Here is a 13,250-nt window from a genome sequence, read left to right on the forward strand (position 1 = left end):
TGAAAACAGTGAAAATAATTGTCCAAAAATTTGGCGGTACATCTGTCAAAGATGATCAAGGGAGAAAAAGGGCACTTGCACATATCTTATCTGCAAAAGAGAAAGGCTATAAATCGGTCGTTGTCGTGTCTGCGATGGGACGAAAAGGCGATCCTTATGCGACAGATACGCTGCTCGGTCTGCTTTACGGCAATGCGCAGCATATGACAAACCGAGAAAAAGATTTACTCGTGTCTTGCGGAGAAAATATTTCAGCTGTTGTTTTTTCAAGTATGCTGAATGAAAACGGGCTAAAGGCTGTAGCGATGACTGGATCACAGGCAGGCTTTGTGACAGATAAAGAACATACAAATGCGAAAATTATTGACATGAAGTGTGAACGTCTTGAGGCGGCACTTTCAGAGCATGATGTGGTTGTCGTTGCTGGATTCCAAGGCGCTGCAAAAAATGGAGACGTGACAACAATCGGACGAGGCGGCAGTGATACGTCAGCTGCTGCGTTAGGCGCTGCATTGCAGGCAGATTTCATCGATATTTTTACAGATGTAGAAGGGGTCATGACAGCAGATCCCCGTATCGTAGAAAATGCAAAACCACTGAGAGTCGTGACATACACAGAAATTTGTAACCTCGCATACCAAGGGGCAAAAGTCATTCACCCTAGAGCTGTTGAAATTGCCATGCAAGCAAAAGTACCAATGAGGGTCCGTTCAACATACTCTGATGATGAGGGCACACTCGTGACATCACACTACTCAGATAAAATGAGTCATGATGTGTACGACCGCCTGATTACGGGTATTGCACATGTCAATGATGTCACACAAATCAAAGTCCCAGCTAAAGAGGGACAGTACAGCGTACAAACAGAAGTCTTTAAAGCAATGGCAAATGCCCAAATCAGTGTCGATTTCTTCAACATTACACCGAGCGAAATCGTCTATACGGTGACAGGTGCAATGACTGAAAAAGCAACGGCGATCCTAAAAGATCTGGGCTATACGCCGATTGTCACGACAAACTGTGCAAAGGTATCAGCTGTTGGAGCAGGCATTATGGGTGTACCAGGTGTCACATCTAAAATTGTATCTGCACTATCTGAGCAAAATATTCCGATCTTACAGTCCGCTGACAGTCATACGACGATTTGGGTGTTAGTGAACGAAGAAAACATGAGAGCGGCTGTTAATGCCCTTCATGAAGTGTTTGAACTTTCAAGATAAATGTGATTGAATCATGATGAGGTGAAAAAAATGAATTTCGGAAATATCGCAACAGCTATGATTACACCTTTTGATAAAAAGGGCAACATTGATTTCCAAAAGCTATCAATTCTCATTGATTACTTGTTAAAAAACGGCAGTGACTCTTTAGTCGTTGCAGGGACAACAGGCGAATCGCCAACTTTATCGACTGAAGAAAAAGTCGCTCTTTTTCAGCAATCGGTGAAATTAGCAAATGGTCGTTGTAAAATCATTGCAGGAACAGGCAGTAATAACACAAATGCGTCTATTAAACTAACGAAAAAAGCAGAAGAAGCGGGCGTTGATGCAGTGATGCTTGTCGTACCTTACTACAACAAGCCATCACAGGAAGGCATGTATGCACACTTTAAAGCAATTGCCGAGTCTACATCTCTTCCTGTCATGCTTTACAATGTACCAGGAAGAACGGTTGCTTCATTAGCACCAGAAACAACGATTAAACTTGCGCAAATACCGAATATTGTCGCAATCAAAGAAGCAAGCGGTGATCTAGATGCCATGACAAAAATCATTGCAGAGACACCAGAAGATTTTGACGTTTATTCTGGTGACGACAGCCTAACGCTTCCTGCGGTTGCGGTTGGTGCAAAAGGAGTCGTCTCTGTGGCTTCTCATATCGTAGGCCTTGATATGCAGCAAATGCTAAAAAGCTACGCTTCAGGACAAACAGCAAACGCAGCATTGATCCATCAAAAGCTGGTGCCGATTATGAACCAGCTGTTCTCAGCGCCAAATCCAACGCCTGTCAAAACAGCTCTTCAGCTGAAAGGATTAGATGTCGGATCTGTTCGACTCCCGCTTTTACCTTTATCAGAAGAAGAGAGACTGAATTTAAGCAGCGTATTAAACAGCTGATCAAAACAAAAAAATTCGTAAGCGGTCATTCTCAGATGTCCCTGAGTATGACCGTTTTTTATACATAAACACTTTCTTAAAATGTGACTTCATCTTGTTTTCTAAAATTAGATTCAGTTATAATAGCATTAAGCGATGATGGACGGGCTTGAGACTAGGAGGATAAGAATTTTGAAAAAGAAAAATACAGAGAACGTAAGAATTATTGCACTGGGAGGCGTTGGAGAAATCGGGAAAAACTTATATGTCATTGAGATTGATTCCGACATATATGTTGTAGATGCAGGACTCATGCATCCAGAAAACGAAATGCTAGGCATTGACGTGGTCATTCCTGATATCTCTTATTTAACAGAACGAGCTGATCGGGTGAAAGCAATTTTTCTTACCCACGGACATGATGAAGCAATCGGAGGCGTATTCCATTGCTTAAGCAAATTGTCTGTACCAGTTTACGGCACGAAGCTGACCCTTGCGTTACTTCGAGAAAAGTTAAAGCAATACGGATTCAATCAAAAAGCTGATTTGCGAGAGGTTCATGCAAAGTCAGTCATTACATTTGAAACAACAAAGGTATCATTCTTTAGAACGAATCACAGTATTCCTGATTCAGTCGGAATCAGCTTCAAAACATCTCTTGGTTCAATCGTATGCACAGGTGATTTTAAATTTGATCAAACCCCAGCGCTTAACCAAGCCTGTGACATCGGAGAGATTGCGAAAATTGGAAACAATGGCGTTTTAGCACTTCTTTCAGACAGTGCAAATGCTGAAAAACCAGGCTATACACCTTCTGAGGCGCTCGTCCAAGACGAAATCTCAAATGCGATGTACAATGCTGAAAATCGTGTGATTGTCGCTGTATCTTCATCAAATATTAACCGTGTACAGCAAATCATTAATGCCACAAACCAAAATGGCCGTAAGCTTGCAGTAGCAGGGAAAAATATGATGACAACGCTTCAGCTTGCGATCAAACTTGGTTATGTGACAGCAGACGAAGAATTATTTGTTCCAGTCCAAGAAGTGAAAAAAATGGCGAAAAACAGTGTGGTCATTCTCACAGCAGGAAGCCACGGTGAGCCTCTCGCTGCTTTAACAAAAATGGCGAAACAAAATCACAAACAGCTTCATATTGAAAAAGATGACACGGTTGTGATTGCGTCTACACCTCTTCCAGGACAAGAACTCACCTATTCAAAAACGGTAGATTTCCTTACAAGAAGCGGAGCACAAGTGATTTTTGCTCAAAAACGTGTGCATGTATCTGGACATGGCTGTCAAGAAGAGTTAAAGCTCATGCTGAACTTACTGAAGCCAAAGTATTTAATTCCAGTAAACGGCGAATATCGCATGCAAAAAGCACATTCTCGTATTGCTGAAGAAGTGGGCATGAAACGAAGCGACATTTTCTTAATTGATAAAGGGGATGTTGTGGAATTTAGAGGTCAAAACGTCAAAATCGGTGAAAAAGTACATCAAGGGAACATTTTGATCGACGGTCTTGGTGTTGGTGATATTGGGAATATTGTCTTACGTGATAGACGCCTATTGTCTCAAGATGGCATCTTAATTGTGGTCATTACGCTCGATAAACAAAAGAAACAATTAATTTCTGGACCTGAGATCATCACAAGAGGATTTGTTTATGTAAGAGAATCCGAAGAGCTGATTGTGAAAGCAACAGAAATGGTCAAAGGGATTGTGAAAGAGCAAACGGAAAACTCAATTGTTGAATGGTCAACACTGAAACAATCCATGCGCGATGTACTAAATCAATTCCTATATGAAAAAACAAAACGTAAGCCAATGATCATTCCAATTATTATGGAAGTGTGATGAGAAAAGTCCAAAGAGCACAAGCTCTTTGGGCTTTTTTGATGTGACATGATGAATGCGGATGGAATGTGACGATCTTGTTCATAATAGGAGGAGAGTTTTTAGGAAAGGATGGAGACAAATGGACGAACAGAATGAACAGCAGCCTGAGCGAAAACCAGAAGAAAAAGATAGCATTATGAGCAAAATACAACAGCTTGGTGAAACAGCCGTCCCGCAGTTATCACAAGATACAAACATACATTGCCTGACTATTATTGGACAAATTGAAGGGCACATGCAGCTGCCGCCACAAAATAAAACAACCAAATACGAACATGTCATTCCACAAATCGTAGCAGTTGAACAAAACCCAAAAATTGAAGGGCTTCTAATCATTTTAAATACAGTGGGCGGCGATGTAGAAGCAGGACTAGCCATTGCAGAAATGCTCGCTTCTTTATCCAAACCGACTGTATCCATTGTGCTTGGCGGCGGCCACTCTATTGGGGTCCCAATCGCCGTATCGTGTGATTATTCATACATTGCCGAAACAGCAACGATGACCATTCACCCTGTACGCTTAACCGGTCTAGTCATCGGTGTTCCGCAAACCTTTGAATACTTAGATAAAATGCAGGAAAGAGTCATTAACTTTGTCACGAGTCACTCAAACATTACAGAAGAGAAATTTAAAGAGCTTATGTTCTCTAAAGGCAATCTAACAAGAGACATCGGGACAAATGTCGTTGGCCATGAGGCGGCTGAATACGGACTGATGCATGAAGTCGGCGGCGTTGGACAAGCGATTAAAAAGCTGAACGAGCTTATTGGAGAACGGGCTGCACAAAACGAGGGGCTGATCCAATGATTTTATATACACCTATGCCTTATGAAGCCATTTACGCTGAGGAACAAGGAGAACGCAAACTCCAGCAGGTAAACATTCAGGGCGTGCCAGTGATGGTTGAAATGAAAGAAGATGAAGCGGAAATCGTTCAAGTAATGAGTACGAATCCAATGGACTTTTTGAATCAGGAGCTTGCACCAGGTAAGCGATTGAAGTTACATTTAGGCACCAATCAAACCGACTCATATGAATGATTCTATGCTATAATAAAGGGAAAACTTACAACAAGATGCAGCCAAAACCAGGCTGCTTTCTTTCTGATCTTTTCGTAGGTTATATTTTCTTTTGTAGTAAGGTGATGAGTATGGCGAAAAAGAGAAAACGTAAAACAAGAAAAAAACAAAATAAACAGCTAAAACTGAAATATGAACTAAATGGGTTAGTCTGTATTGCCATAGCGATCATTGCCATTTTACAGCTAGGTGTAGTTGGACAAACCTTTGTACATCTATTCCGATTCTTTGCAGGTGAATGGTTTATTCTCTGCCTTATCGGATTATTTCTTTTTGGTGTGACGATCTTTTGGAAAAAACAAATTCCTGATTTACTGACAAGAAGAAAAGCAGGTTTATACTGCATCATTGCGAGTATCTTGCTTTTGTCCCATGTGAAGCTTTTTCAGCATCTTTCAGCTGCAGGCGTGATAGGCTCTCAAAGTGTAATCAGAAATACGTTTGAGTTATTCTTAATGGATATGAAAGGTGAGACAGGCTCACCCGATTTAGGAGGCGGTATGATCGGTGCCGTATTATTTGCGGCCTCCTATTTCTTGTTTGCACAAGCAGGATCTCAAATCATGGCCATTGTGCTAATGCTGATTGGCATTGTTCTGATCACTAACCGGTCACTGCAAGAAATGGTCAAAAAAGTGACGCTGCCTGTATCACAATTTTTGGTGAAGCAGTGGAAAGCATTTATTGAAGATATGAAAAGTATAAGGCAGGCGAAAAAGAATGCACCTGCGCAGAAAACAAGTGAAAAGAAAAAACGTTCACGCATACAAGAAGAGGCCGAAGAAGATCATGATCAAATCTTGATCGAGGAAGAAGAGCAGGCTTCTGACAATCGTCAGCCAATTATCTCAAGTTTTGCTGATCGAGATGACATGCTCACACCGCCGGTTCAAAAAGATCAGCCGGTCAATGAGCCAGATCCTCTTCAAGAAACTATACAAGGCACTCCGTCTCATGATACAGGGGATGAACCGAAAGAAGCTCCGCCTATGACATTTACGGAGCTTGAAAATAAGGATTATGAGTTGCCATCGCTTGATATTTTAGCTGAGCCGCAGCATTCAGGTCAGCAAACAGATAAGAAGAATATTTATGAAAATGCAAGAAAACTTGAAAAGACCTTCCAAAGCTTTGGTGTAAAAGCAAAAGTGACACAAGTTCATTTAGGGCCGGCCGTCACAAAATATGAAGTATACCCTGATGTCGGCGTGAAAGTAAGTAAGATCGTCAACTTGAGTGATGATTTAGCCCTTGCATTAGCAGCAAAAGACATTCGAATTGAGGCGCCGATTCCTGGTAAATCCGCCATCGGAATTGAAGTTCCCAACGCAGAAATTGCGATGGTTTCTTTAAAAGAGGTTTTAGAATCGAAACAAAATGACCGCCCAAATGCCAAGCTACTCATCGGACTTGGCCGAAATATTTCTGGTGAAGCTGTACTGGCTGAAATGAACAAAATGCCGCATTTACTTGTGGCTGGCTCGACAGGAAGCGGAAAAAGCGTATGTATCAATGGCATTATCACAAGTATTCTCATGAGAGCAAAACCTCATGAAGTAAAGATGATGATGATTGACCCGAAAATGGTTGAATTAAATGTTTATAACGGCATCCCGCATCTGTTGGCTCCAGTTGTAACCGATCCTAAAAAAGCCTCACAGGCACTTAAAAAAGTGGTTAGTGAAATGGAGCGCCGTTATGAATTGTTTTCTCATACGGGTACAAGAAATATTGAAGGGTACAATGATTACATTAAACGAATGAATCAATCAGAAGAAGCGAAGCAGCCAGAACTCCCTTATATTGTCGTCATTGTAGACGAGCTTGCTGATTTAATGATGGTAGCTTCCTCTGATGTGGAAGATTCCATTACAAGGCTTTCTCAAATGGCACGTGCTGCAGGGATTCATTTAATTATCGCCACACAGAGACCTTCGGTTGATGTCATTACTGGTGTCATTAAAGCCAATATTCCATCTCGTATTGCATTTAGCGTATCGTCACAAACCGATTCAAGGACCATTCTTGATATGGGAGGCGCAGAAAAATTGCTGGGCAGAGGGGATATGTTGTTCTTACCGGTCGGTGCGAACAAACCAGTTCGTGTACAAGGCGCCTTTTTATCAGATGAAGAAGTGGAACATGTCGTTGATCATGTCATCACACAGCAAAAAGCACAATATCAAGAAGAAATGATCCCAAGTGAAGAAACGCAAGATCAGCTTGGGGCTGTGGACGACGACTTATATGATGAAGCAGTTGAACTGATCATTGGCATGCAGACGGCCTCTGTTTCTATGCTGCAAAGGAGGTTCCGCATCGGTTATACCCGTGCTGCACGTCTTATTGACGCAATGGAAGAGCGTGGGGTTGTCGGACCATATGAAGGAAGTAAACCGAGAGAAGTCCTCCTCTCAAAAGAACAACATGACGAGCTCTCTTCATAATTCGAAGAGAGCTTTCCTAACATATAGTTAACGATATATTGATTATGTTAACTGGATGTCAGACTATTTATTTATTTGCAAAAACGTGATATAGTTATGTTCATCTTATCTCGGAATAGAGATTTCTCATCTTATCATTTGCATTGATTAGACGGAGGGAAAACATGTCGACCAAAACAGACAATCGCCATTTATATTTGAAAGTGATTGACCGTATTAAAGAAGATATTCAAACAGGTGTATATGCCGAAAAAGAAAAGCTGCCTTCTGAATTTGAGCTCTCAAAGCTTTTAGGCGTGAGCAGAGCGACACTTCGTGAAGCCCTTCGTATATTAGAAGAAGAGAAATATTTAATAAGAAGGCATGGTGTGGGGACTTTCGTCAACTCAAGACCGCTTTTTTCTACTGGCATTGAACAGCTGACAAGTGTTACAAAAATGATTGAACAGGTCAATATGACGCCAGGTACCATTTTTTTGTCCTCACAAGAAGGGGAGCCGACGGAGAATGATGTCATTCGTTTTCAGTGTGATGAATCCGAGAAGGTTTTTTCAATGGAACGCGTTCGAACAGCAGATGGACAGCCAGTCGTCTATTGTTTAGATAAAATTCCGGTTAAACATCTTCCCGCTTCTTTTACTCACGAGGAAGAGTCGCTTTTTGAGCTGTTTGGCAGAGAACCGCACAGCGGAATTAAATATGCAGTGGCAGACATCGAACCGATTGGTTATCACGATCAGGTTTCACCGATATTAGAATGTGACCCAGAAACAGCGTTACTATTACTGAAACAAATGCACTATGATCAAGATGATCAGCCGGTCTTATACTCGCTCAATTATTTTCGAGCGGATAAATTCAGTTTCCATGTCATACGTAAACGATTTTAACAAAGCAGTCGCTTCCATAGGCGGTTGCTTTTTGTTTGTCTATACATAAAACCCGTGAAACGTGCCACACTAATACGTAACAGTATATAGAATTGGGTGAATGATGTTGGGCGAGAAAACAGTCAGTAAAAAGAATATTATTGCATTATCATCAGTGCCTCTAATCATGACGCTTGGGAACTCGATGCTAATACCCGTATTACCAGAGATAGAAAAGAAACTCTCAATCACTTCCTTTCAAGTGTCACTCATTATTACGGTATACTCCGTTGTGGCGATTTTGTGTATTCCGATTGCCGGTTATTTATCTGACCGAATTGGGCGGAAAAAGGTACTTTTACCGTGTCTTTTAATCGCAGGGCTTGGAGGAGCTGTTGCAGCTGTGGCCTCAACCATCATGAAAGAACCGTACATGTGGATTCTATTTGGCAGGGTCCTTCAAGGTGTTGGTTCAGCTGGAGCGGCACCTGTCGTCATGCCGTTTATTGGCGATTTGTTTCACGATGATGAAGAGGTAAGTGCGGGACTTGGAGCAATCGAAACCTCTAACACAGCTGGAAAGGTACTCAGTCCTATTATTGGGGCACTTCTCGCTTCTTGGTTTTGGTTTGTGCCGTTTTGGTTCATTCCATTCTTTTCAATCATCAGTTTTGTGATGGTTCTGTTTATGGTTGAATCCGCAAAGAAAGAGGAAGATCCGCCTACATTTAAAGAGTTTTTAAAAGCAACAAAGACGATTTTTAAACATGAGGGACGCTGGCTTTATGCCATTTTTGCTATTGGCGGTTTTATTATGTTTCTTCTTTTTGGCGTGCTCTTTTATTTATCAGATAACCTAGAGGCAGCGTATCAAATAACGGGTGTCAAAAAAGGCTTGCTGCTAAGTATCCCGCTCCTTTTCTTATCAATCAGCTCGTATATTGCGGGGAAAACAATCGGGAAAGAAAAGGGGAAAATGAGGATATTTCTCATCGTTGGTATGGCTCTTTTATCACTTTCGTATATATTTTTATGGTGGAATCACAGTTTTTACGTGTTGTTTGTCTGCTTAAGTATTGGCGGCGTAGGAATTGGCATTGTGCTTCCAGCACTTGATGCGTTGATAACAGAAGGGATTGAAAAAGAGCAGTGCGGAACCATTACGTCATTTTATAGCAGCATGCGGTTTATCGGTGTTGCTTTAGGACCTCCAATTTACGCATTTCTTATGGATAAAGGAGACGCCATCGTTTTTATTCTATCGACCATATGTAGTCTCATTTCATTATTTTTGGTCCTCTTTTTCATCCAGCCAGATGAAAAGGATGAAAGTGAACAATTGAAAACGGTTTAAACATAGAAAAAAGACGGTATTTTGCCATCTTTTTTCTTTTTTATAAATTGACATGTAAAATTTTGATAGTTAAACTAATGTATAGTAATATCTTTTAAATTATCCCAAATAGGAGGTGTTCAAAAACATTCATTTTCTGTCTTTGTTTTAAGGCAGAAATTGAGCTCGTGGCTGATGATGGATATGCGTTTCTTCAACACGAAAGGACAATTGAATAGGTCATCCTGCCATTAGCACGTTGAAGGAGACGAAGTCAGCACTTCAGACACGCTCAAAAACAGCAAATTGATTGATGAACTAGAAGGAGCTTGAAGCAGCTATGTTGCAAATAATTAAAGCAAGATGGATTGTATTAATGGTGTGGATGATAACAGCTGTGATTCTGTTTATTACTGCGCCCGATTTAGAGGAATTAACAAGAGAAAAAGGGCAGTTAAAGGTTCCAGAGGGGACACCAACAGCTGAGGCACTTCACTTATTGGATAAGCTTTCAGATCATAATGGGAAAAAAGATACTGGTGTGATTGTATTCTCCGAACAACATTTGTTCCCTGCCAAAGAGCAGGAATTAAAAAAGGCTTTAGCTGCACTCATGACACATGCCCCAGAACTCCACATTGACGGAATTACTTCGTATTTTCATGTAGATCGTGACATTCAAAAACAACTTTTATCAAAGGATAAAAGTACACTTCTTGTTCCATTCAAATTCGACCACTACGAAACAAAAGCTGTGAAGGTTAAAGAACGAATTGAGGAAGTTTTAAAGCCCTACAACGTCTCATATGAAATGACAGGTCAAAAATTTGTGGACTCAGATGTCATTAAAAGCTCTCAACAAGGTCTGAAGAAAACTGAACTTATCACGATGATTTTTATTTTCTTTATTTTAATAATTGTATTCAGATCGATACTGGCACCTGTTGTTCCGCTTATTACGATTGGCATTTCTTATGCTGTCAGCCGGTGTATTGTGGCTTTTCTCGTAGAATATACACCATTTCCTATTTCTAATTTCACTCAGATTTTTATGGTAGCTATTATGTTCGGTATAGGAACGGATTATTGTATATTACTTTTAAGCCGTTTTAAAGAGGAGATTGGTCAGGGGCGTGATGTCAAAGAATCGATTATCATCACGTATCAATGTGCAGGGAAAACAGTCTTTTTCAGCGGCTTAGCTGTGTTAGTCGGCTTCTCAAGTATTGGTTTCGCAAAATTCCAATTGTACCAATCAGCCGTCAGCGTTGCCGTAGGCGTTGGCATCCTGCTCATTGCACTTGTCACAATCGTTCCCTTTTTTATGTCGGTTTTCGGAAAATCCCTTTTTTGGCCGTCTAAAAGAGAAAACATTCGTCATCCACAAAGTAAGATTTGGGAATGGGCTGGGCGCTTTTCATTTAAAAGACCGCTCATCAGCTTAGGTGTAGTTGCACTCATCACTGTTCCTCCGATTCTGATGTATGACGGCACTCTTTCTTATAATAGTTTAAATGAGATTGGGACAAAGTATGAGTCAGTGTCTGCATTTAATACGATATCTGAGCAATTTGGCTTTGGTGAAGCGCTGCCGCTGAATGTGCTTGTCGAAAGTGACAATGAGCTCGATAATCAAGAAAAGATTGTCATGATTGAAAAACTGACCCGTAAGTTAAATGACATTGAGGAAGTGAAAGCGGTTCGCAGTGTCACTCGCCCAGTTGGAGACGGGTTAAGTCAGCTCTACGTTACCTCTCAAGCGAAAGAGCTGGGAGGAGAGCTTGGGAAAGGTCACGAGGGCATCGGGAAAATTACAGATGGCTTGACCGAAACAAACTTAGCACTTCTCAAACAAAAACCAAAAATTGAAGAATCCGCTAAAGGGATTGATCAATTGATTGATGGGACAAAAGCCATCAAAGGCGGTATCGGAGAAGTGAGGAAATCACTCATTTCTTTAGAGGATGGTGTGAGGCGCAGTAAAGAGGGCGTAGGAACCATTCGCACTGAAATCAAACAAGCGAAAAAAGAATTAGAGCAAGAATACCGCAGAAGTGAAACCATGATTCAAGATCTTGAACGAGTCGTAAGCACACTGGAAGGTCACGCAACATCAAATGAGCAGCTGATGACAACGATTAAAAAAGTGAAACAATCCTATGAAAACGTATCATTTGAAGGGCTTGAAAACCGGCTTCCAGAAATCAAAGACATGAATGAATATAAAGAAATCAAAAAAGTATTCAAAGACACAAAAGGAATGCTCGATCAAGCTGGAGAGCAAATGAGCGTCTATGAAGAGGAAGCATCTGCCTTTAAACAAAAGATCAAGAAAGCAGATCAAGTCATTCAAACGTTCTCAAGCAAGCAAAAAGAAATCAAACAACAAGTAAAGGCGCTGATGACAGGTCTAGATCAAATTTATGATGGTCTTGATGAAACGAATAAAGGCCAAAAACAGCTCATCAAAGAAATGCCTAAAATTGAAGATGGCGCAGATCAGCTGACAGATGGCCAAAAAGCCGTGAAAAAAGGGTTTAACCAGCTATCATCTAAACTATCACTATTAACAGATGGATTAGATGAAAGTATTTCCGGACTTGAGCAAGTAAAAAGCGGCTTTACCGAGGCAGACAGCTACTTAAAACAGCTTCAGGAAGCACCAGATGAAGAAGTAACGGGCTGGTTTATACCAGAAGAAGTATTGAAACGCCATGAGTTTAAGAAAATATTTAATACGTATATGTCCCCAGATCGTAAATTAACAACCTTTGAAGTGATTTTAAATGTAAATCCATACAGCAATGAAGCAATGAAAGGTGTAGCAAAAATCGAAGAAACCCTTGATCAATATTTACCTGTAAGTGGTTTGAAAAATGCCAATTACGGTGTATCTGGCATCTCCAGTTTAAATGTTGACTTAAAAGAAACGTCAGACGGTGACTTTATCAGAACGGTTATTTTCATGTTAATTGGTATCTTTATTATTTTAGTTTTATTACTAAGGTCAATCGTCATGCCGATATACTTAACACTTTCACTCATATTAACGTATTTTACATCCATTGGCTTAACAGAATGGATTTTCAAAACATTCTTTGGCTACGATGGTGTCAGCTGGGCTGTTCCATTTTTCAGCTTTGTTATCCTTGTGACCCTTGGCATTGATTATTCGATCTTCCTGATGGATCGTTTCAATGAATGGAAGGGAGAGCATGTTCAAGCATCCATGATATCAGCGATGAGAAATATGGGGTCCGTCATTATTTCAGCAGTTGCTATTTTAGCGGGTACTTTTGCTGCGATGCTGCCATCGGGTGTATTGTCATTAGTTGAAATTGCAACGGTCGTACTCATTGGACTTTTATTATATGCTTTTGTTGTTCTACCACTCTTTATTCCGGTCATGGTTCGCATCTTTGGAAAATGGAATTGGTGGCCGTTTAGAATGAAATAACAACCTGCGTCTCTGCTTTTAGCAGAGGCGTTTTTATTTCCTATCCTTTCCTCTGATTGATAT

9 protein-coding genes are annotated in these 13,250 nt (G+C 40.7%); all 9 read left to right on the plus strand.

Annotation, left to right across the window (positions count from 1 at the left end):
* The first annotated feature begins 8 nt into the window (after positions 1-8).
* The 9 genes from dapG (at position 9) to MKY11_RS08285 (ending at position 13,187) form a co-directional block, all read left to right on the plus strand.
* Positions 9-1,223 carry an aspartate kinase gene (dapG, locus tag MKY11_RS08245; protein ID WP_019744173.1) on the plus strand — a complete coding sequence of 405 codons (1,215 nt, stop codon included), beginning with the start codon at positions 9-11 and terminating at the stop codon, positions 1,221-1,223.
* A gap of 30 nt (positions 1,224-1,253) precedes the next feature.
* Complete coding sequence (dapA, locus tag MKY11_RS08250) at positions 1,254-2,120, plus strand: 4-hydroxy-tetrahydrodipicolinate synthase (RefSeq protein ID WP_008344717.1); 867 nt, start codon at positions 1,254-1,256, stop codon at positions 2,118-2,120.
* A gap of 171 nt (positions 2,121-2,291) precedes the next feature.
* A complete protein-coding gene (gene rnjB / locus MKY11_RS08255) occupies positions 2,292-3,959 on the plus strand; it encodes a ribonuclease J2 (protein WP_008344715.1) in 1,668 nt (555 codons plus the stop codon).
* A gap of 121 nt (positions 3,960-4,080) precedes the next feature.
* The gene (locus MKY11_RS08260) at positions 4,081-4,809 is read left to right on the plus strand and encodes a ClpP family protease (protein WP_008344713.1); all 729 of its coding nucleotides are present in this window, start codon (positions 4,081-4,083) and stop codon (positions 4,807-4,809) included.
* On the plus strand, positions 4,806-5,042 hold the full coding sequence (locus MKY11_RS08265) for a YlzJ-like family protein (RefSeq protein ID WP_008344712.1): 237 nt from the start codon (positions 4,806-4,808) through the stop codon (positions 5,040-5,042). The genes MKY11_RS08260 and MKY11_RS08265 overlap by 4 nt, the downstream gene beginning before the upstream one ends.
* A gap of 110 nt (positions 5,043-5,152) precedes the next feature.
* Entirely contained in the window at positions 5,153-7,528 is a 2,376-nt protein-coding gene (locus MKY11_RS08270; RefSeq protein ID WP_342502006.1) for a DNA translocase FtsK, read from the plus strand.
* Between the two features lie 164 nt (positions 7,529-7,692).
* Positions 7,693-8,418 (plus strand): GntR family transcriptional regulator, encoded by a 726-nt coding sequence (locus tag MKY11_RS08275; protein WP_008344706.1) that lies wholly within the window; start codon positions 7,693-7,695, stop codon positions 8,416-8,418.
* 100 nt (positions 8,419-8,518) lie between these two features.
* A complete protein-coding gene (locus MKY11_RS08280) occupies positions 8,519-9,751 on the plus strand; it encodes an MFS transporter (protein ID WP_173408013.1) in 1,233 nt (410 codons plus the stop codon).
* 319 nt (positions 9,752-10,070) lie between these two features.
* Positions 10,071-13,187, plus strand: coding sequence for an MMPL family transporter (locus MKY11_RS08285; RefSeq protein ID WP_100325014.1), 3,117 nt, complete (start codon positions 10,071-10,073; stop codon positions 13,185-13,187).
* Positions 13,188-13,250 lie beyond the last annotated feature (63 nt).

This window comes from Bacillus sp. FSL W7-1085 (genome assembly GCF_038595035.1).
GTDB lineage: Bacteria > Bacillota > Bacilli > Bacillales > Bacillaceae > Bacillus > Bacillus altitudinis.

Bases quoted from the DNA above. Each gene is read 5' to 3' on its own strand.
- MKY11_RS08260 (WP_008344713.1), top strand. From the start codon at position 4,081: ATGGACGAACAGAATGAACAGCAGCCTGAGCGAAAACCAGAAGAAAAA.
- MKY11_RS08275 (WP_008344706.1), top strand. From the start codon at position 7,693: ATGTCGACCAAAACAGACAATCGCCATTTATATTTGAAAGTGATTGAC.
- MKY11_RS08285 (WP_100325014.1), top strand. From the start codon at position 10,071: ATGTTGCAAATAATTAAAGCAAGATGGATTGTATTAATGGTGTGGATG.
- MKY11_RS08265 (WP_008344712.1), top strand. From the start codon at position 4,806: ATGATTTTATATACACCTATGCCTTATGAAGCCATTTACGCTGAGGAA.
- MKY11_RS08280 (WP_173408013.1), top strand. From the start codon at position 8,519: ATGATGTTGGGCGAGAAAACAGTCAGTAAAAAGAATATTATTGCATTA.
- MKY11_RS08270 (WP_342502006.1), top strand. From the start codon at position 5,153: ATGGCGAAAAAGAGAAAACGTAAAACAAGAAAAAAACAAAATAAACAG.
- dapA (WP_008344717.1), top strand. From the start codon at position 1,254: ATGAATTTCGGAAATATCGCAACAGCTATGATTACACCTTTTGATAAA.